Below are 19,412 nucleotides of genomic sequence, written 5' to 3'. Positions count from 1 at the left end.
CGCGCCCTGCGCGCGACATCTGTTGAAGCCGTGAGCAACAGGACCTGCGGCTCACGGCGAGAAGATGTCGCGCGCAGGGCGCGCTCCTACGAAGCGAGGCGCCAGGTGTGCCTCGCGATCTGTTCGTCCTCTTCCGTCGCGATCACGCGAACCTCGAAGTCGCCGAACCACTGCAGTCCCGCTAGGATCGCATCCCGCGTGGCCGCGTCGTTCTCGCCGATGCCACCGGTGAACACCAGCAGGTCGAGACCGCCCAGCGACGCCACCATCGCCGCGACGTGCTTGCGTGCGACATGCACGAACACATCGCGCGCCAGCGTCGCCGCCGCGTCGTGCGACTCGCGCAGCTTGCGCATGTCGCTGATGCCGCCCGAAAGACCCTTCAGGCCCGACTCTCGGTCGACCAGCAACTCGAGGCGTTTCGCGTCGTAGCCGCGTTCGCGCATCAGGTACAGCAGCACGCCGGGATCCAGATCGCCCGGCCGCGTGCCCATCACGATGCCGCCCGTGGGCGTCAGACCCATCGTCGTATCCACCGATTCGCCATCACGCACCGCGCACAGGCTCGCGCCGTTGCCCAGGTGCGCGATCACGACGCGCAACGGCATCGAAGGCCCCAGCTTCCGCACGATCGATTCGTACGACAGCCCGTGGAACCCGTAACGCTCGATACCGCCCTCGCGAAGATCGGCGGGAAGGGGCAGGGCGCGCGCGACGGCGGGCATGGTGGCGTGGAACGCCGTGTCGAAACAGGCGACCTGCGGCGCATCGGGGAATGCCTTGCGCGCCCGTTTCACCATCTCGACCGCCGGGGGAACGTGCAGCGGCGCGAACGCCTTCGCCTCTTCCAGGTGCGCCATCAGGGCATCATCGATACGCGCATGCCGGCGGATGTTCGGCCCGCCATGCACGAGACGGTGCCCGACGGCGTCCGGCGTGGGCAGCGAACGCGTGCGCAGGGCATCGACGATCGCCGCCACCGGGTCCGCGTCACCGCCCGGCGCGTCGGTCTGGTCGGCGAAGAGTGCCTCGCACATGTCGCCTTCCACACGATAGAGCCCGTATTTCAGCGACGACGAGCCCGTGTTGAGGGCCAGCACGTGCCCGGCGCGACTCACGAGGCCTCCTCGGCCTTCCACTGCCAGTCGCGCACGTCGGGCAGGTCCTGCCCGTGTTCGCTGACGTAGAGCTTGTGCCGCTCGATGTCCGACCAGTAGCGCTGTGCCGCCTTTTCGCGTTCGCCCGCCAGGCGCGGTATGCGGTTGATCGCGTCGAGCGCGAGCTGAAAGCGGTCCATGTTGTTCAGCACCATCATGTCGAGCGCGGTGGTGGTCGTGCCTTCTTCCTTGTAGCCGCGCACGTGGATGTTGTCGTGGTTGTGCCGGCGATAGGTCAGCTTGTGGATGATGCCGGGGTAGCCATGGAAGGCGAAGATCACCGGACGATCCTTCGTGAACAGGCCGTCGAACTGCTCGTCGTCCATGCCGTGCGGATGTTCGTCGGGCGTTTCCAGCGACATCAGGTCGACCACGTTGACCACGCGGATGCGGATGTCGGGCACGTACTCGCGCAGCAGCATCACCGCGGCGAGCGTCTCCACCGTCGGCGCGTCGCCCGCGCAGGCCATGACCACGTCCGGATCGTCTCCGCCGCGTCCTGCCCATTCCCAGATCCCCGCGCCGGCCGTGCAATGGCGCACGGCGCTCTCCATGTCCAGCCACTGCCAGTCGGGCTGCTTGCCGGCCACGATCACGTTGACGTAATGGCGGCTGCGCAGGCAATGGTCGGCGACCGAAAGCAGGCAGTTCGCGTCCGGAGGAAGGTAGACGCGCACGATCTCCGATTTCTTGTTGGCGACGTGGTCGATGAAGCCCGGATCCTGGTGCGAGAAGCCGTTGTGGTCCTGGTGCCACACGTGCGAGCTCAGCAGGTAGTTCAGCGACGCGATCGGCGGGCGCCACGCCATCTTGCGCGTCACCTTCAGCCACTTCGCGTGCTGGTTGAACATGGAATCGATGATGTGGATGAAGGCCTCGTAGCACGAGAAGAAGCCATGCCGGCCCGTCAGCAGGTAGCCCTCGAGCCAGCCCTGGCATTGGTGCTCGCTCAGCACCTCCATCACGCGCCCGGCCGGCGAGAGGTTCTCGTCGACGCTTTCCGTTTCGGCCAGCCATGTCTTGCCGCTGGCTTCGTACACCGCCTCGAGCCGGTTCGAGGCCGTCTCGTCGGGGCCGAACAGGCGGAAGGTATCCATGTTCTGCCGCATCACCTCGCGCAGGAAACGGCCGAGGACACGCGTCGCCTCCGACTTGTGATCGCCGGGCGTCTTCACGTCCTCGGCGAAACCGCGGAAGTCGGGCATGTGCAGGGGCTTCAGCAGCAGCCCGCCGTTCGCGTGCGGGTTCATGCCCATGCGTCGGCGTCCCGTCGGAGCGAGCGAGGCGAACTCCTCGCGGAAGCGGCCGCGCTCGTCGAAGAGCTCTTCCGGCTCGTAGCTCTTCATCCAGCGCTCGAGGATCGCGACGTGTTCGTCGTTCTCGAACTTCGCGATCGGCACCTGGTGCGCGCGCCACGTACCTTCCACGGGCTTGCCGTCGACCTCCTTCGGGCCCGTCCAGCCCTTGGGGCTCCGGAACACGATCATGGGCCAGCGCGGACGCGTGGCCGCGTCGGCGTCGCCGCCGCGCGCCTTCTCCTGGATGCGGCGGATCTCGTCGAGGCAGCGGTCGAGCGCCGCGGCGAAGGCCTGGTGCATCGGTTCGAACTCGTGGCCTTCGACGAAGTGCGGCTCGTAGCCGTAGCCGCGCATGAGGTCGCGCAGCTCGTCGGGCTCGATGCGCGCGAGCACGGTGGGGTTCGCGATCTTGAAGCCGTTGAGGTGCAGGATCGGCAGCACCGCGCCGTCGCGCGCGGGGTTCAGGAACTTGTTCGAGTGCCAGCTCGTCGCGAGCGCGCCGGTTTCGGCCTCGCCGTCGCCGACGATGCACGCGACGATGAGTTCCGGATTGTCGAAGGCCGCGCCGTACGCATGCGAGAGGGAATAACCGAGTTCGCCGCCTTCATGGATCGAGCCCGGCGTTTCCGGGGCCACATGACTCGGGATGCCGTACGGCCACGAGAACTGCCTGAACAGCTCGCGCATGCCGGCCGCGCTGCGATCGATGTGCGGATAGACCTCGGTGTACGAGCCTTCGAGGTACGTGTGCGCGACGAGGCCGGGTCCACCGTGGCCCGGGCCGATCACGTAGATCATGTCGAGGTCGCGTTCGACGATCGCGCGGTTCAGGTGCGTGTAGATGAAGTTGAGTCCGGTCGTCGTTCCCCAGTGACCGAGCAGGCGATGCTTGATGTGCTCCTTGCCCAGCGGTTCCTCGAGCAGCGGATTGTCGCGCAGGTAGATCTGGCCGACGGAGAGATAGTTCGCGGCGCGCCAGTAGGCGTGCATGCGGCGCAGCAGATCGGGCGCAAGCGGATCGGTCATGGGACATTCCAGGCGACGAGGTCGCCCTTCAGCCTAGGCCCGGGTGGATTCGCCTGGCGTGAAAGAACGTCGCGCCGCTTGGCGGGTCATTCCGCCGAGCCGAGTTCCCGCGTGTTTCGCTCCATCACCTTCATCGCGTCCTCGGCCTGGCGCTGCGTGCCGTGGCGGGAAGCTTCGGAGCGCGATTCCTGCAGGCGCGCGCGTTCGGCGAGCTCGCGCGAGAGCGTCGGCGAGGGCAGGTCGTTCCGGGGGCGCGTCGCGACGACGGGCGGTGTGGTGGCGGCTGGGGCCTGTGCGGCCGGAGGAGCGGCCGGCGTCGCGGCGACGGGCGGTGGCGTCGCCGTGACCCGCGTCATCGCGCGCCAGACGAACAGGCCGAGCAGGCAGACCACCACCGCGGCGACGATCGAGGGAAGCAGCCAGGGCCGGTCGTGACGGGACGCCGGAACACGTGCGGGCTTCTCCTTGCGTGCCGGCTTCTCGCTGGCGGCGACGTGCGAGGTCACGCCGGTCGCCGGGCCGTCGAGCTTCAGCATCACGCGCAGCACGTCGCCGTCGATCAGCTGCAGCCGCGGCTGGCGAAGCTGCACCGTGCGCGCGTCGCCGCTGAAGGTGCCGCGCGTGACGAGGATGCCGCCCGACGCGCCTTCGTTGAGCATCGTCGCGAGGAGCTCGTTGACGTCCTGCACCTGCACTTCGCTGGCGTCCCACTGGCGGCACTGGAGGATGGTGACCTCGTTGCCGCGGCGCATGCGCAGGTCGAGACTCGCGCCCAGCGCCTTGAGGGATTTCGGACGGGAATCGTATTCGACACGCCAGCCCTGCTCGCGGTAGTGCTCGGCGAGCAGGTGCTCGAACGTATGCCAGCTCATGCGCGCCAGGGCATCCGTGCCGACAGGTGGGTGCGATCGCGCGTCGAACATGGGGTGGCGGGATTCCAGACGTACAGGCGCCAGATGATAGCGGGGTTGGCGGCGACGCGCTCCCGGCCGCGCATCCGTCCCTTCACATTCCTGACTTTCTTGCCGCATATGCACATGCCCGGTACATTGGGAGGTCGAGTCAGGGGAAATCGGGGAAAGACAGGTGTTGAAGCATGTAATCGTCGCCTCCGCGGCGCTGGCGCTGGCCGGTTGTGGCGGTCGCGCGATGATCGAAAGCGACATGAGCCGCGCGGTGTCGGCAAGCCCATCGTCGCCTTGGCTGACCGTGGAAAACCCGGGCGCGCGGGTGCTGACCGTGGCGGGCCTCGAATCGAAGGAAAAGGTGCAGGTCACGCCGGACATCGCCAGCGTGGTCGAAGCGCGCCTGCGCACGGCGCTGCAGCCGAAGTATTTCACCGACCTGATCATCAACTGCCGTGGGCTCGAGGTCCTGGTCGGTGCGAAGGCCGACGCCGAGCCGCCGTCGCTGGACATCGACATGGCGATCGACTGCCGCATCGTGGCGCGCGGGCTGATCGCCGCGAAATCGTATCGGCTTCACGAATCGCGGAAACTGGACCCGGCCTCGCCCCGGCTGGATGTCGCGGTGCCGACGCTGATCGATGCCGCCTCGGCCGATCTGGCCGAGCGTCTCTGGACCGACGTCCTCGGCACGGGCGTGAAGCGCTAGCCTAGCGCCAGGTGGTCGCCGGAGCGCGTGCTCAGGCCTCCGCGACCGCCACGGCCGTGCGCAGCTCGTCCCGGCAGGCCGCGAGCCGCTCCTGGCCGAAGCCGAGCGCGGCGTGCGCCAGCAGTACCGCGTCGGGATCCGCCGCGCCGCGTTCCGTTAGCACGTCCAGCATCGCCACGCGGCTGGCGGCGAGCAGCGCCCGCCCCAGCGGCGTTCGCGCGCCCGCGTCGGCCGGATCCGCGCGCTCCGCCAGCGCCTGCACCACACGCGAGGGAAAGCTCCAGTGCCGCGCCGCGTGCAGCGACAGGCGTTCGATCTGTTGCCCTATCGCCGCCATGAACGGACGGCTGTACGCCAGACCGGCCGCACCGGGCACGTTGGCCACCTCGCGGATGATCGATTGCGCGCCCGCCTGGCTCGCGATGCCGGCGAGGAACGCCTCGAAGGGGTCGCACACGCCACGGCTCAGAAACGCACAGGCCCGCGCGCAGCGTTCCGCGTGTTCCCACAGCCGCTCGCCGGCGTCGCGCCCCAGCGGGCCGTCGTCCGTGCGCAGGATCGGTCGCATCACCATCTGCATCACCACGCGGCGCAGGCCGTCGTGGCCCATGATCGCGATGGCCTGGGGCAGGCCCGAAACGGGCCGCGCCGTGCGGAAGTAGGCGCTGTTCGCCACCCGGAGCACTTCGCCGACGAGGACGGTGTCGCGGGAGATCTGTTCGGCCAGCGCGCGATTGTCGGCATCGTCGTTGCGCAGCGAGCGCATCAGCTGCGGCACGACCGCGGGCAGCCGGGGCAGGGTGGCGACGTCGAAGCGCTCGCTGCCGAAGGCGTCGCGCACGCGGCGCAGCACGTTCTGTTCGGCGGGCGTCAGGCCCGGGTCGCGCGCGGGACCGATGCCGAACACGAGGCGATAGAAGCGATCTTCGATCTCGTCGCCCGTGAGGGCGCCAGGCGGTGCGTCGGACGGTTTGGGCACGAATGGCGCGGCATCGGGCAGCGACAGGTGCGCCGATGCGTCGGCGGACCGCGCTCGCGCACCTCCGAACCACTTCCTGAAGAACCGGCCGATCACGTGTGGCTCCGCGTTGGGATGGGGACGATGCGGCAGTATATGCCCCATGGTGGGTCGAAACGATTGGCGAGGCGTGTCGCCTGTCGCCGGACCGGACGGCCGTAAGATACCGACATGACCCATCACCCCACGAGCCGCATCGTCCTGCCTCCCGGCGGCTGGGCGTCCGTCCTCGATTTCCTTTGCGAGCGCTTCGCCACGATCGATCGCGCGACGTGGATCGACCGGATGGAGCGCGGCACCGTCACGGCCGACGGGCAGCCGGTGTCGCGCACGTTGCCTTATCGCCCGGGCGCGGTCGTGGCCTACCGGCGCGAGGTGCCCGACGAACCACGCATCCCGTTCGACGAATCGATCGTCTTCATGGACGACGACCTCGTCGTCGCCGACAAACCGCACTTCCTTCCCGTCATGCCCGCCGGTCGTCATGTCGAGGAAACGCTGTCGGTCAGGCTCATGCGCCGCCTGGACAATCCGGACCTCGCCGCGCTTCATCGACTGGACCGAGGCACCGCGGGCCTCGTGGTCTTTTCCGCGCGTCCCGCGAGCCGCGACGCGTACACGCGCCTGTTCCGGGAGCGCGCCATCGCGAAAATCTACGAAGCGATCGCGCCACCGATGCCGGGGCGTGACTTCCCCTTCGTCCACGCATCGCGCCTGGAACGCGCCGAGCCATTCTTCCGCATGCGCGAGGTGTCCGGCGAGCCGAACGCGCGAACGCGTGTCGACGTCATCGAGCGCGGCGAGCGTCACTGGCGTTACCGCCTGGAGCCCGAGACCGGTCGCAAGCATCAGCTTCGCGTGCATATGGCCAGTCTGGGCGCGCCGATCCTCGGCGACCGCACCTATCCCGAGCTGCGCGACGATACGGGCGATTACGGCGATCCGCTGCGCCTGCTCGCGCGCGAGCTGCGCTTCGTCGACCCGCTCAGCGGCGAGCCCCGCCACTTCCGCAGCGGACGAAGCCTCGACCTTTGACGCTTGCAGGCGCAAACTATGCGCCTCTCAGCCGCGCGTCCCCGATGACTTCCGCACCAGGCTTCCGCACCGTCGCCCTGATCATCGCGAGCGCGATGTTCATGGAGCAACTGGACGGCACCATCCTGGCGACGGCGCTGCCGTCGATGGCGCAGTCGTTCGATGTGTCGCCCCTGCACATGAGCGTGGCGCTCACGTCGTACATGCTGAGCCTGGCCGTGTTCATTCCGGCCAGCGGCGCCATCGCCGATCGCTACGGCTCGCGCAACGTCTTCCGCGCCGCCATCGCGCTGTTCACCCTCGGCTCCATCCTCTGCGGCGTCTCCGGCAACCTGCCGCTGCTCGTGACCTCGCGCCTGCTGCAAGGCATCGGCGGCGCGATGATGGTGCCGGTCGGGCGCCTCGTGCTCCTGCGTTCCGTGCCGAAATCCGAGCTGGTCTCGGCGATGTCGTGGCTGCTGGTGCCCGCGCTGATCGGCCCGGTGGTCGGACCGCCGCTGGGCGGTTTCATCGTCACGTGGGTGTCGTGGCGCTGGATCTTCTACATCAACGTGCCCATCGGACTCGCGGGGATGTGGCTCGCCACGAAATACATTCCCGACGTGCGCCTGCCGGACAAGGTGCGGTTCGACCGGCTCGGTTTCGTGCTGTCCGGCGTCGCGTTGTCGTGCCTGGTGTTCGGTCTCGAAATGGTCAGTCACGGCACGGCGTCGTCGAACCTCTCGGCCCTGCTGATCGTCGGCGGGTTGCTGGTGGGCGCCTTGTACGTATGGCATTCGCGCCGCGTGCCGAACCCGATCCTCGACCTGTCGCTGATGCGCTTCACCACGTTCCGTCTTTCGGTGGTGGCCGGCTCGCTCACGCGCATCACCGCCGGCGCGGTGCCGTTCCTGCTGCCGCTGATGATGCAGCTCGGATTCGGCCTCTCGGCCGCGCACAGCGGTGTCGTCACGTTCGTGTCCGCGCTGGGCGCGATGCTGATGAAGGCGACCGCCGCGCCGGTGCTGCGCCGCTGGGGATTCCGCGCCACGCTGATGTGGAACGGCGTGCTGTCGATGGTGTGCGTGGCGCTGTGCGCGGCGTTCCGCCCCGACTGGCCGCTGTGGACGATCTACACCGTGCTGCTGCTTTCGGGATTCTTCCAGTCGCTGCAGTTCAGCGCGTACAACACCGTGGCCTATGCGGACGTGCCGAGCGAGCGCTTCTCCAGCGCGACCAGTTTCTACACCACGTTCCAGCAGCTGATGCTGTCACTGGGCATCTGCGTGGCGTCCGCCGCGCTGCATGTGTCCGTGGTGTGGAACGGGCACGCGAGCGCGCAGCTGCCCGACTTCAGCGCGGCGTTCCTGGTGGTGACGTTCGTGTCGCTGATCGCGGCACCGGTGTGCGCGCTGTTGCCCCGCAACGCCGGCGCGGAAATGAGCGGTCACAGGGCACGCTGAATCGCTTGGCCCTAAAACATGTCGCGCGCAGGGCGCGCTCCTACGTGGTCAGGGCAACGCGAGCGGATACTTCACCCACGACCCCGTCACGCCCGGCATCCCCGCGAGGCGGCGGGCCTGCACGACGAACTCGGCGCGTGGCACTTCCACGGCGCCCATGCTGAGCAGGTGGCTGTTCGTCACCTGGGCATCGAGCAGCGGAAAGCCCCAGCCATGCAGCAGGTTGCACAGCGCGGCGAGCGCGACCTTCGATCCACCGCTGCGCGCGCTGAACATCGACTCGCCGCAGAACAGCCTGCCGACGGCCACGCCGTAGATGCCGCCCACGAGCGATCCGCGATCCCACACCTCGACGCTGTGCGCGTGCCCGCGCCGGTGCAGTTCCTCGTACGCCGCGATCATGTCGTCGCCGATCCAGGTGCCGGGCTGGCCGTCGCGCGGCGCGGCGCACGCGTGCATCACGCGGCTGAAGGACGTATCGGCCGTGACCTGCCAGTTCGACTGGCGCAGCTGCTTGCGCAGGCTGCGACTGAGGTGCACGCCGTCGGTGCGAAACACGCAGCGCGGATCGGGCGACCACCACAGGATCGGTTCGTCGGCGTTGAACCATGGGAACACACCCTGGCCGTAAGCCGCGAGCAGCCGCTCCGGCGAGAGGTCGCCGCCCCAGGCCAGCAGGCCGTTCGGATCCTGCAGGGCCGTCTCCGGATCCGGAAACAGGGTGACGCGCGTCCGGTGCAGTTGTGGCAGGCGGATCATCGATCGGCGTAAGGCGAGTGGGTCATGAGCTCCTCGCGATACGCCTCGCGATGGCGGGCCTCGTGCTCCAGCGCGTCCGCCACCGCGCGGCGGAAGCCTTCGTGGGCGATGTAATGCCGCGAGTGCGTCGGCGTGGGCAGGAAGCCGCGCGCGAGCTTGTGCTCGCCCTGCGCGCCGGGTTCGAACCGGGCGAGCCCTTCGCGAATCGCGTAGTCGATGCCACGGTAGTAGCAAAGTTCGAAATGCAGGCCCGATACCTCCACGCTGGCACCCCAGTAACGTCCGTACAGCGCACCGCCGCCACGGAGGAACAGCGCCATGGCGACGATGTCGTGCGAATCGCGCGCCAGCGCCACCTGCACATTCGAGCCGAGGGTACGGCCGAGGTATTGGAAGAACCGCGCGGTCAGGGCCGCGTGGTTGCCTTTCATGTCGAACGTAAGCTCATACAAGGCGTGGATCTGCCGCCACTCGGTGTCGGACAGCTCGTCGCCACCGCGCATCTCGATCGTGAGGCCCGACGCGTGCGCGCGTGCGCGCTCCTGCCGGATGTTCTTGCGCTTCTTCGCGGTGAGCGCGGCGAGGAAGGCGTCGAAGTCGGCATAGCCCCGGTTGTGCCAGTGGAACTGGTAGTCGGAGCGCGCGAGCCAGCGGTCGTCGAAGGCGTCGAGGTCGGCGTCGGCCAGGAAGTTGGCATGGATCGACGACAGCCCCAGGCGGTCGGCCTCGTCGACCAGCGCGGCGGTGAGGCGATTGCGGATCACCTCGGCGGCCGGTCCTTCCGGCACCAGCAGGCGCGGGCCAGGCACGGGCGAGTAGGGCGAGGCGACGAGCAGCTTCGGATAGTAATCGCCACCGGCCCGCTCCCAGGCGGAGGCCCAGCTCCAGTCGAAGACGAACTCGCCGTGCGAGTTGCCTTTCAGGTACGTGGGAGCGGCGGCGACCAGGCGGCCCTGTTCGAACAGGGCCAGGTGGTAGGGCTTCCAGCCGTAGTCCTCGCGCAGGCAGCCCCGGGACTCCAGGCCGCTCAGGAACGCGTGCGAGACGAAGGGGTTGCCGTCCGGGACGAGCGCATCCCAGTCGGCGGACGCGATGCCGCCGAGACCGTCGAGGAAGCGGATGCCGTCCATGTCGCGGAACGCCCCGCGTGGGTCGCGGGGCGGTTCCCTCAGGCCAGCATGTTCTGCTGGTCGAGCCAGCGCTCGGCGTCGAGCGCCGCCATGCAGCCGAAGCCGGCGGACGTGATCGCCTGGCGATACACGTGGTCGGCGACGTCGCCCGCGGCGAACACGCCCGGCACCGACGTGGCGGTGGCCATGCCGTTCAGGCCCGACTTGATCTGGATGTAGCCGTCGGTCATCTCGAGCTGGCCTTCGAAGATGCCGGTGGCCGGGGTGTGGCCGATGGCGACGAAGAAGCCCTGGACGTCGAGATCGCGCTTCGCGCCTGTGTTGACGTCCTCGACGCGCACGCCGTTGACGCCGGAATCGTCGCCCAGCACCTCGTCCACCTTGTGGTTCCAGAGCAGCTCGATCTTGCCGGCCGCGGCCTTCTCGAAGATCTTGTCCTGCTGGATCTTCTCGGCGCGCAGCTTGTCGCGGCGGTGGACGAGATAGACCTTGCGGGCGATGTTCGACAGGTAGAGCGCCTCTTCGACGGCCGTGTTGCCGCCGCCGACGACCACGACGTCCTGGTCGCGGAAGAAGAAGCCGTCGCAGGTGGCGCAGGCGGACACGCCGCGGCCCTTGAACTTCTCCTCGGAGGCGATGCCCAGGTACTTGGCCGTGGCGCCGGTGGTCACGATCAGGGCGTCGGCGGTGTACTCGCCGGCGTCGCCCTTGAGGCGGAACGGGCGGGTCTGCAGGTCGACGCTATGGATGTGGTCGAACACCATCTCGGTCTCGAATCGCTCGGCGTGCTCGGCCATGCGGCGCATCAGTTCCGGGCCCTGCACCCCCTTCTCGTCGCCCGGCCAGTTGTCCACCTCGGTGGTGGTCATCAGCTGGCCGCCCTGCGCCAGGCCGGTCACCATGGTCGGCTTCAGGTTGGCGCGCGCGGCGTACACCGCGGCCGTGTAGCCGGCGGGACCGGATCCGAGGATCAGGAGACGGCTGTGCTTGGGGGTGCTCATGTATAATCCTTGGGTTTTACTGCGGCGTGTTTTAAGTCGTACCGCTCGCCTCTTGCGGCAGGATGCTAAGGCCGTATCGAGGTCCGCGAGGACATGGTCGACCCGGAAGAATGGGGAAGACGGGGGTGCGATTCAAGACGCTCGGCTCACGATGGTGCCCGCTTCGTCCCCACGGAGCGGCTTACTCCCGACTTTTATCGGCTCATTCAGGATCCTCCATAAGATGCGCATCGGTATTCCCTCCGAAACCAAGACCCTCGAAGGCCGCGTGGCCCTCATCCCGGCCGCCGCGGCCGATCTGGTCCGCCGTGGCCACGAGGTCTTCATCCAGTCCGGTGCCGGCACCAAGAGCGGCTACGCGGATGCCGACTACGCCGCCCTGGGCGTCACCGTCGTGCCCGATGCCGCCGCCGTCTACGAGAAGGGCGAGCTGATCGTCAAGGTGAAGGAGCCGATCGAAGGCGACCTGAAGCTCCTGAAGAAGCACCACCTGCTGTTCTGCTACCTGCACCTGGCCGCCGAGCCGGCGCTCACCAAGAGCCTGCTGGACATCGGCCTGACCGGCGTCGCCTTCGAGTCCGTCGACGAGAACGGCGCGCTGCCGCTGCTGCTGCCGATGTCCGTCATCGCCGGCCGCATCGCCACCCAGATCGGCACCACGCTCCTGCACCAGCCCAACGGCGGCAAGGGCAAGCTGCTGGGCGGCATGGCGTCCACGCCGCGTGGCAAGGTCGTCGTGCTCGGCGCCGGCGCCGCCGGTGGCAACGCCGCCGCGCTCGCCGCGTCGGCCGGTGCCAACGTGGTCGTGTTCGACAAGCGTCCGGACCGCATGGCCGAGATGATGGCCCTGGGCCCGAACGTCACCGCGCTGTACGCCTATGAGTCGTCGGTCGCCGAGGAAGTCCGCAACGCCGACATCGTCGTCGGTGCCGTGCTGATCCCGAGCGCCAAGGCCCCGCGCGTGGTCACCGAAGCGATGGTCAAGACGATGGAGAAGGGCTCGGTGCTCGTCGACATCTCGATCGACCAGGGCGGCTGCTTCGAGACGTCGCGTCCGACCACCTGGAAGGAGCCGACCTACGAGGTCCACGGCGTGACGCACTTCTGCGTGACCAACATGCCGGGCGCCGTGCCGCAGACGTCGTCCACCGCCATCTCCGCCGCCATCCTGCCGTACGTGCAGCGCCTGGCCGCCGGCAACGAGTGGCGCGACTACGCCCCGCTCGCCGCGGGCATCAACATCGAGAACGGCAAGATCGTGCACCCGGCCCTCCAGGGCATGGCATGATGCCGGCAACCGGGACCGAGGTCGTTCGTTAGTGGCGCGAAGCGCGAAAGTCGTAAAGAAGCAGGCGAAGGCGCAGGTCAAGGCCCAGCGGGAGGGCTTGAGCGAAGAGCTCAAGCGCCGCCTCCGCGAGGCCGGGGCGCTGCTCCTCCTGCCGTTGGCCCTTTACCTCCTCGTCTGCCTGCTCAGCTACAACGACCAGGACCCGAGCTGGGGGCACATGGGCGTCGCCGAACACGCCACCAATTTCGGTGGCTCGGTCGGCGCGAACATCGCCAACCTGCTCCGGTACATCTTCGGCCTGGTGAGTTACGGCTTCCCGTTGCTGCTCCTCGCGCTGGGCATCCAGGTGCTCCGTCATCGCGGGGAGCGCAACGTGCAGCCGTGGGAGCCGTCGCTGCGGCTCATCGGTTTCGTGTTCTTCTTCATCACCGCGCCCGCGCTGATGTATCTCAACGTCGACACCGCCGTCCTGCCGGAAGGCCCGGGCGGCATCGTCGGCAAGTGGGTGGGGCGCGGCCTGCACGGCGCGTTCGGTGACAAGGGCGCGCCGCTGCTGCTGCTCGCCGTGTGCCTGATCGCCGTCACGCTGGCCACCGGCCTCTCCTGGTTCCGGCTGATGGACGCCACGGGCGAGCTCGTCATGCGCATCGGCGGCTGGTTCGGCGGCAAGCTGCGCAGCGCGCCGGACGTCATGGCCGCGCGCACCGCGCGTGCGGAGCGCGAGGTCGTGAAGAAGGCCGAGGCCGTCAAGCAGGCCAAGCGCGAACCGGTCCGCATCGAAACGCCTGCCCCGGTGGTGGTCAAGAGCGACCGCGCCACGCGCGAGAACCAGATCCCGCTGTTCACCGGCGCGTCGATGGACGGCGAACTGCCGCCGCTGTCGCTGCTCGACGAAGCGCCGCCGCAGGGCCCGGGCTACTCCGAGGAAACCCTCGAGGTGCTCTCGCGCCAGGTGGAGCTGAAACTCAAGGATTTCCGCGTCGAGGCCCGCGTCGTCGGGGTCTATCCTGGCCCGGTCATCACCCGTTTCGAACTGGAACCCGCCGCCGGCGTGCGCGGCAGCCAGGTGTCCAGCCTCGACAAGGACATCGCGCGCGGCCTTTCCGTCGTCAGCGTGCGCGTCGTCGACGTCATTCCGGGCAAGAACGTCATCGGCCTGGAAATCCCGAACACCAAGAAGCAGATCGTCTACCTCTCCGAGATCCTGCGTTCCGAGCGCTACGACCAGGTGAAGTCGCCACTGGCGCTCGCGCTGGGCAAGGACATCGGCGGCAAGGCCGTGGTCACCGACCTGGCCAAGATGCCCCACCTGCTCGTGGCCGGCACCACCGGCTCCGGTAAGTCCGTGGCGGTGAACGCCATGGTGCTCAGCCTGCTCTACAAGTCGAGCGCCAAAGACGTCCGGATGATCATGATCGATCCGAAGATGCTGGAGCTTTCGGTCTACGAAGGCATCCCGCACCTGCTGGCGCCGGTCGTCACGGACATGAAGGAAGCCGCCAACGCGCTGCGCTGGTGCGTGGCCGAGATGGAGCGCCGCTACAAGCTCATGGCGGCGGTCGGCGTGCGCAACCTCGGCGGCTTCAACAAGAAGGTGAAGGACGCCGAGAGCAGCGGCCAGCCGTTGCTCGATCCGCTGTTCCGCGCCAATCCGGACATGCCGGGGATGACGGCCGAGCCGCTCGAGCCGCTGCCGCACATCGTCATCATCATCGACGAATTCGCCGACATGATGATGATCGTCGGCAAGAAGGTCGAAGAACTCATCGCGCGCCTGGCGCAGAAGGCGCGCGCCGCGGGCGTGCACCTGATCCTCGCCACGCAGCGCCCGTCGGTCGACGTGATCACCGGCCTGATCAAGGCGAACATCCCGACGCGCATCGCGTTCCAGGTGTCGTCGAAGATCGACTCGCGCACCATCCTCGACCAGTCCGGCGCCGAAGCCCTGCTGGGCCACGGCGACATGCTCTACCTGCCGCCGGGCACCGCCACGCCGGAGCGCGTCCATGGTGCTTTCGTAGACGATCACGAGGTGCACAACGTCGTGGAATGGCTGCGCGCGCAGGGTGCGCCGAACTACATCGAAGGCGTGCTGGAAGAGGTCCAGTCCACCGCCGACGGCAAGATCATCAACGACTCGGGCCTGCCGCAGGACGCCGAGGGCGAAGGCGACGGCGACAACGCGCTCTACGACCGCGCCGTTCGCGTGGTGACCGAGACGCGCCGCGCCTCGATCTCCGGCGTGCAGCGTCACCTGCGCATCGGCTACAACCGCGCCGCCCGCCTCGTCGAGCAGATGGAGCAGGACGGCATCGTCAGCGCGCCGCAGCACAACGGCAACCGCGAAGTGCTGGCGCCGCCGCCTCCGAAGGACTGATCCCGCATGAACCCGATGAAGCCGGGCGCGCTCCGCCAGCGCCCCTGGAGCCTGCTCGTCACCGGCGACCTCGCGCCCACGGCCGAGGTGCTCGACGAGGTCGAGAGCATCTTCGAACTGAACCCGTCGATTCCCGGGCTGGAGCTGCGCGCCGACGACGGCCGCGCATGCTTCGTCACCCGCGACTACCCGAGCGGCCATACCGCCGGGGTGGACGACGCGCTGGAGGTCATCTTCGCCGAACAGCCCGAGATCGCGGAGATCGCGGTGCTGGGGCAGGAGGCCCGCCCGGTGCACACGGCCACGCGCGACGCGCCTTACTGGCACCGCGACGGCAAGGCCATCGCCGACATCAGCGAGAAGATGGAGGCCGGCGAGATCACGCCCGCCGAGGCCATCGACATGCTTAAGTCGCTGTTCGAAACCGATCGCTGACAATCGCGCCGAATCCCACGGAATCCACGCCCATGAAACGCCTCCTGCTCGCCGCGACGCTGTCCCTGCTCAGCCTGCCGACCTTCGCCGCCGGCCCGGCGCGCGACCGCCTGGACGCCTTCGCCAAGGGGATGCATTCGCTCGCGGGCAGCTTCACGCAGACCCTGTCGGGCCCGAACGGCGAGGCCGGCAAGACCAGCAAGGGCACGCTGGCGCTGGAGGCGCCGCGGCAGTTCCGCTGGGAGACCACGGCGCCGTACAAGCAGACCATCGTCGCCGACGGCAGCCGCGTGTGGCTCTACGATCCCGACCTGGAGCAGGTCACCGTGCGCAAGCAGAGCAGCGAAGAGGCGCAGAGCCCGCTGACCGTGCTCACCGACATCTCGCAGCTCGATCGCGACTTCCATGTGACGGAGCAGGGCCAGCACGACGGTTACCAGTGGCTGCGCCTGACCTCGACGAGCGCGGATCCGCAGTTCACCTACGCCGACCTCGGGTTCGATGCGAAGGGCGCGCTCGCCGCCATGCGTTTCCAGGACCAGCTCGGCAACCTCACGAACATCACCTTCGCGAACCTGACGCGGAATACCGCGTTGCCGGAGAGCACGTTCACCTTCGTCCCGCCGCAAGGCACCGACGTGGTCGGCGACGCCCCGGTCCTGCAGACCCAGCCCGTCCACTGATCGCCTGGTAGGAGCGCGCCCTGCGCGCGACAGCTTTTGAGGCCGTGAGCGCCAGGACCTGAGGCTCTTCGCGAAAAGATGTCGCGCGCAGGGCGCGCTCCTACCAATCAGCGTTTCTTCCGATCCCGCGCGTACGCCACGCGTGCCGGCACCTTCGCCGTGACCGCGACACCGCGCTGCGGTAGTGATACGACATCGAGCCGGCCGTTCAATCGCGCGGCGCGTTCGCGCATGCCGACGATGCCGTAATGCCCCTCGCCGGGCATCATGCTCGGCGAGCCGTCGAAGCCGTCGCCATCGTCGCGCACGGTCACCGTGAGCCATCGCCGCGCGTATTCGATCGTGATCCAGATCGACTTCGCGTGGCTGTGCTGGGTGGCGTTGAGCAACGCCTCGCGCACGATGCTGTGCAACTCGTCGGTCGCCACCTCGCTGACCGGACGGCGCATCCGCGGTGCGATCACCTCGAAATGCACCGGAATGCCGATGTCTTCCGACTGCGCCGCGATGCGCTCCTCCAGCGACCCGTGCACGGACGCCTGCGTGCGCAGGCCCTTGACGCGGTCGCGGCCCTCCACGAGCAACGCCTCGGCGCGATCGATGGTGCGCTCCAGTGTCGTGCGCGAGCGGTCCTCGGGCGATAGTCCATCGACGAAGGCCTGGAAGCGCAGGATCAGCCCCTGCACGCCCTGCAGCAGCGTGTCGTGCAGATCGCGGGCGATGCGTTCGCGCTCGCGATGGCGTTCGTCGAGCCGCATGCGCAGGCGGCGCGTCAGCAGGCGGACACGCCACCGGTGCGCCAGCCAGACGAGCAGTCCGACGAGGCCGAGGCAGGCGAGCTGGAACCAGCGCATCTCGAACAGCCGCGCCGGCACGTGCACCGCGAGCGGCTCGGAGCGACTCCAGTGCCGACCGTCGTACGACGCCTCGGCGACGAAGCGGTAGTCGCCCGGCGCGAGGTCCATGTAATGCGCATCGCGATGCGCGGTGCCGTCCTGGTACGTGGCGTCGACGCCTTCCAGCCGATAACGGAACAGCACGCCCCGCGGCCGTCCGGGCGCGAGCGCGGTATACGACACGTGCAGGTCGCGGCTGCGCTTCAGCACCACGTCTTCGCCAGGGCGGATGGTCGTCGTGCCGGATTCGATCGAGCGGATGATGACCGGCGGCGGTGGCGGACGGGCGAGCGGCTTCGAGGTGTCGAGCCACGCGAGCCCTTGCGACCCGGAAAACCATAGGTATCCGTTGCGCGCCGCGAACACGGTGGGCAGGGGCCGCACGAGCTGCGCCGGGCCGGGCACGCCGTCTTCCATCGTCAGCACCATGGCCTCGACGGGTGTCTCCGGCTTCGCCAGCGCGGCCTTCCACGCGTCGTGCGTGAAGTGGATCAGGCCGTTCACACCGTACGCCCAGACCGCGCCGTCGCGCGTGCCGACGATGCCGGTGACCATGTCGAGACGGTTCCGGGGCAGGGAAGTGAGCATGCGGAAGCGGTCGTCGTCGAGGAACGACATGCCGTGTTCGGAACCCACCACCAGCGTGTCCCCGACCGACGCGACCGCCGAGACCGGCCCCAGTCGCAGCCCCTCGGCCTCGCCGTAACGGCGCATCCTCGTGCCGTCGAAGACCGAGACCGAGCCATCCTGGTAGCCGAACCAGGGACGGCCGCGCGGGTCGATGTGGATGACCCAGGGGGCGACGTCCGGCGGCGCTCCGAACGGCGTGGCCGACTGCCACGCTCCGTCGCCATCCTGGTAGAACACGCCGCGCAGGCGCAGCGACAGCCAAAGCCGTCCCGTCCCGTCGCGCGCGATGGCCTGAACGATCGAGCGTCGCTTCGCCGCGCCCTCCGGCAAGGGCACGGACACGGGCAATGCGCCCGTCTTCTTGCGCCACATCTCGCCATAGCCGCCCATCAGGGTGCTGCCGTCGGGGTCGGTCCACACGCTCGTCAGCGCGCCGGTAAAACCCGGAAGCGGCCGTGGATCGGGCGTGAGCGTCCACAGCCGGTCGTCGTAAGCGGTCAGCGCGGCCGTGCCGGTCCACACCGTGCCGGCGGCGTCTTCGAACACGGAGAAGTACAGCGACATCTGCGGGAAGCGGACGGTCGCCAGCCAGCTGTCGCGGAAGCGGTCGAGGCCCGCCTTGGTCGCGACCCAGATGCTACCGTCGCGGTCCTCCAGCATGGTCATCGTGCCTTGCGACGTCATGCCGAGCTGCTCGCTCATGGCCTGTAGCTTCGGGTTCTCGGCGAGGTCGCCCGTCTGTCGCACCGAGCCCGCCGGAACGCGACAGAGGTTCCGGTCGCAGGCGACCGTCCACAGCGTGCCGTCCCGATCCAGCAGGCTCGTATTGCCGTTGGCGCGCCGCTGTCGCGCGAAGGGATGCGGCTTGCCCCAGTCGCCGGGAAGCGGTGCCACGCCGGATTCCTGGCGGCGCCAGATGCTGCCGTCGTTGTCGAGCAGGAGCACCTGCGGCGACGGCGTCGGCAGTCCGGTGTCCTCGAAACGGCGGGCGCCCTTCGGCAGCACGAAGGTGCCCTGATCGGTCACCACCCAGAGCACGCCGTCCGGCGCTTCGAGGAACTGGTCGAACTCGCCCTTCAGTCCCCAGTCCGACACGTCGTTCCAGCGCGAACCGTCGAAACGGAAGATGCCCGCCTCGGACGCGACCCAGAGCGCACCGTCGCCCGCGGTGGCGAACTCGTCGACCGCGACGTGATCCGGCAGGCCCTCGTTGGCGCCGTACGACGTGACGGTGTCTCGGCGCAGCCGCAGCAGACCGCCGCCGGCGCGGGCCACCCAGAGGTCGCCGCCGGGTGCCGCGTAAAGCGCCCACATCGCTTCGCTCTCGTTGCTCGCGGGCGGAAGCAGCGGGTATTTCTCGAACTCGAAACCGTCGTATCGGAACAGGCCGATCCGCGTGGCGAACCACAGCCAGCCGTCCTCGGTCTGCGCGATCGACGTCGCCCCGACCGGCGCGCCGTCCTGCGCACGCAGCGCCGTGTGATGCAGCTGTTCGAGCGTGCGTGTCGGATCCGTGGCATGCGCGGCCGGCACGCCGGTGCACAGCGCGGCGAGGCACAACAGGAAGCGGATCGCGCGACGCGCAGTGAAGATCATCGGCACAGGACGGGAGGGACGAACGCC

15 protein-coding genes are annotated in these 19,412 nt (G+C 68.6%); 7 read left to right on the top strand and 8 right to left on the bottom strand.

What is annotated here, in order from left to right:
- Positions 1-86: 86 nt before the first annotated feature.
- The 3 genes from J2X58_RS06665 to J2X58_RS06655 all read right to left on the bottom strand — a co-directional run bounded on the left by J2X58_RS06665 (position 87) and on the right by J2X58_RS06655 (position 4,353).
- Positions 87-1,118, bottom strand: a complete 1,032-nt coding sequence (locus tag J2X58_RS06665; RefSeq protein WP_310047146.1) for an acetate/propionate family kinase — start codon at positions 1,116-1,118, stop codon at positions 87-89.
- The gene (locus tag J2X58_RS06660) at positions 1,115-3,481 is read right to left on the bottom strand and encodes a phosphoketolase family protein (protein WP_310047145.1); all 2,367 of its coding nucleotides are present in this window, start codon (positions 3,479-3,481) and stop codon (positions 1,115-1,117) included. The genes J2X58_RS06665 and J2X58_RS06660 overlap by 4 nt, the downstream gene beginning before the upstream one ends.
- Positions 3,482-3,567: 86 nt before the next feature.
- Entirely contained in the window at positions 3,568-4,353 is a 786-nt protein-coding gene (locus tag J2X58_RS06655) for a restriction endonuclease (protein ID WP_310047144.1), read from the bottom strand.
- Positions 4,354-4,567: 214 nt separating this feature from the next.
- Between J2X58_RS06655 and J2X58_RS06650 the strand changes: the two genes are divergently transcribed.
- Positions 4,568-5,095, top strand: a complete 528-nt coding sequence (locus J2X58_RS06650; RefSeq protein ID WP_310047143.1) for a hypothetical protein — start codon at positions 4,568-4,570, stop codon at positions 5,093-5,095.
- A gap of 31 nt (positions 5,096-5,126) precedes the next feature.
- On the opposite strand, the gene J2X58_RS06645 is transcribed toward J2X58_RS06650, so the two are convergent.
- Complete coding sequence (locus J2X58_RS06645) at positions 5,127-6,170, bottom strand: HDOD domain-containing protein (protein ID WP_310047142.1); 1,044 nt, start codon at positions 6,168-6,170, stop codon at positions 5,127-5,129.
- Positions 6,171-6,284: 114 nt separating this feature from the next.
- On the opposite strand from J2X58_RS06645, the gene J2X58_RS06640 reads away from it, so the two are divergent.
- A complete protein-coding gene (locus J2X58_RS06640) occupies positions 6,285-7,148 on the top strand; it encodes a pseudouridine synthase (protein WP_310047141.1) in 864 nt (287 codons plus the stop codon).
- Between the two features lie 44 nt (positions 7,149-7,192).
- Complete coding sequence (locus J2X58_RS06635) at positions 7,193-8,590, top strand: DHA2 family efflux MFS transporter permease subunit (RefSeq protein ID WP_310047140.1); 1,398 nt, start codon at positions 7,193-7,195, stop codon at positions 8,588-8,590.
- A 48-nt stretch (positions 8,591-8,638) separates the two neighbouring features.
- Here J2X58_RS06635 and aat read toward each other — a convergent pair whose 3' ends face one another.
- The 3 genes from aat to trxB are packed head-to-tail and all read right to left on the bottom strand — an operon-like array spanning position 8,639 to position 11,480.
- Positions 8,639-9,349 carry a leucyl/phenylalanyl-tRNA--protein transferase gene (gene aat / locus J2X58_RS06630; RefSeq protein WP_310047139.1) on the bottom strand — a complete coding sequence of 237 codons (711 nt, stop codon included), beginning with the start codon at positions 9,347-9,349 and terminating at the stop codon, positions 8,639-8,641.
- Positions 9,346-10,479 (bottom strand): GNAT family N-acetyltransferase, encoded by a 1,134-nt coding sequence (locus tag J2X58_RS06625; protein WP_310047138.1) that lies wholly within the window; start codon positions 10,477-10,479, stop codon positions 9,346-9,348. The genes aat and J2X58_RS06625 overlap by 4 nt, the downstream gene beginning before the upstream one ends.
- Before the next feature lie 38 nt (positions 10,480-10,517).
- Positions 10,518-11,480, bottom strand: coding sequence for a thioredoxin-disulfide reductase (gene trxB / locus J2X58_RS06620; protein WP_090053057.1), 963 nt, complete (start codon positions 11,478-11,480; stop codon positions 10,518-10,520).
- 223 nt (positions 11,481-11,703) lie between these two features.
- Between trxB and J2X58_RS06615 the strand changes: the two genes are divergently transcribed.
- From J2X58_RS06615 to lolA, 4 genes are all read left to right on the top strand, one after another.
- Positions 11,704-12,768: an alanine dehydrogenase gene (locus tag J2X58_RS06615; protein WP_090053058.1), complete on the top strand. Its 1,065-nt coding sequence runs from the start codon at positions 11,704-11,706 to the stop codon at positions 12,766-12,768.
- A gap of 97 nt (positions 12,769-12,865) precedes the next feature.
- Positions 12,866-15,145: a DNA translocase FtsK gene (locus tag J2X58_RS06610; protein WP_255364459.1), complete on the top strand. Its 2,280-nt coding sequence runs from the start codon at positions 12,866-12,868 to the stop codon at positions 15,143-15,145.
- Positions 15,146-15,151: 6 nt separating this feature from the next.
- Positions 15,152-15,580 carry a hypothetical protein gene (locus tag J2X58_RS06605; RefSeq protein WP_090053061.1) on the top strand — a complete coding sequence of 143 codons (429 nt, stop codon included), beginning with the start codon at positions 15,152-15,154 and terminating at the stop codon, positions 15,578-15,580.
- Between the two features lie 32 nt (positions 15,581-15,612).
- Positions 15,613-16,263 carry an outer membrane lipoprotein chaperone LolA gene (lolA, locus tag J2X58_RS06600; RefSeq protein ID WP_310047135.1) on the top strand — a complete coding sequence of 217 codons (651 nt, stop codon included), beginning with the start codon at positions 15,613-15,615 and terminating at the stop codon, positions 16,261-16,263.
- Between the two features lie 107 nt (positions 16,264-16,370).
- Here lolA and J2X58_RS06595 read toward each other — a convergent pair whose 3' ends face one another.
- Positions 16,371-19,385, bottom strand: a complete 3,015-nt coding sequence (locus tag J2X58_RS06595; protein ID WP_310047134.1) for an ATP-binding protein — start codon at positions 19,383-19,385, stop codon at positions 16,371-16,373.
- Between the last annotated feature and the right edge of the window lie 27 nt (positions 19,386-19,412).

It is taken from the genome of Luteibacter sp. 3190 (assembly GCF_031456385.1).
GTDB lineage: Bacteria > Pseudomonadota > Gammaproteobacteria > Xanthomonadales > Rhodanobacteraceae > Luteibacter.
The sequence above is the reverse complement of the archived record's forward strand: the minus strand, read 5'-3'. Positions and strand labels throughout refer to the sequence as shown.

Excerpts from the sequence above, each read along its gene's own strand:
- J2X58_RS06655 (WP_310047144.1), bottom strand. The coding sequence starts at position 4,353 with ATGAGCTGGCATACGTTCGAGCACCTGCTCGCCGAGCACTACCGCGAG.
- J2X58_RS06635 (WP_310047140.1), top strand. The coding sequence starts at position 7,193 with ATGACTTCCGCACCAGGCTTCCGCACCGTCGCCCTGATCATCGCGAGC.
- trxB (WP_090053057.1), bottom strand. The coding sequence starts at position 11,480 with ATGAGCACCCCCAAGCACAGCCGTCTCCTGATCCTCGGATCCGGTCCC.
- aat (WP_310047139.1), bottom strand. The coding sequence starts at position 9,349 with ATGATCCGCCTGCCACAACTGCACCGGACGCGCGTCACCCTGTTTCCG.
- J2X58_RS06640 (WP_310047141.1), top strand. The coding sequence starts at position 6,285 with ATGACCCATCACCCCACGAGCCGCATCGTCCTGCCTCCCGGCGGCTGG.
- J2X58_RS06605 (WP_090053061.1), top strand. The coding sequence starts at position 15,152 with ATGAACCCGATGAAGCCGGGCGCGCTCCGCCAGCGCCCCTGGAGCCTG.
- J2X58_RS06625 (WP_310047138.1), bottom strand. The coding sequence starts at position 10,479 with ATGGACGGCATCCGCTTCCTCGACGGTCTCGGCGGCATCGCGTCCGCC.
- J2X58_RS06660 (WP_310047145.1), bottom strand. The coding sequence starts at position 3,481 with ATGACCGATCCGCTTGCGCCCGATCTGCTGCGCCGCATGCACGCCTAC.
- J2X58_RS06615 (WP_090053058.1), top strand. The coding sequence starts at position 11,704 with ATGCGCATCGGTATTCCCTCCGAAACCAAGACCCTCGAAGGCCGCGTG.
- J2X58_RS06595 (WP_310047134.1), bottom strand. The coding sequence starts at position 19,385 with ATGATCTTCACTGCGCGTCGCGCGATCCGCTTCCTGTTGTGCCTCGCC.
- lolA (WP_310047135.1), top strand. The coding sequence starts at position 15,613 with ATGAAACGCCTCCTGCTCGCCGCGACGCTGTCCCTGCTCAGCCTGCCG.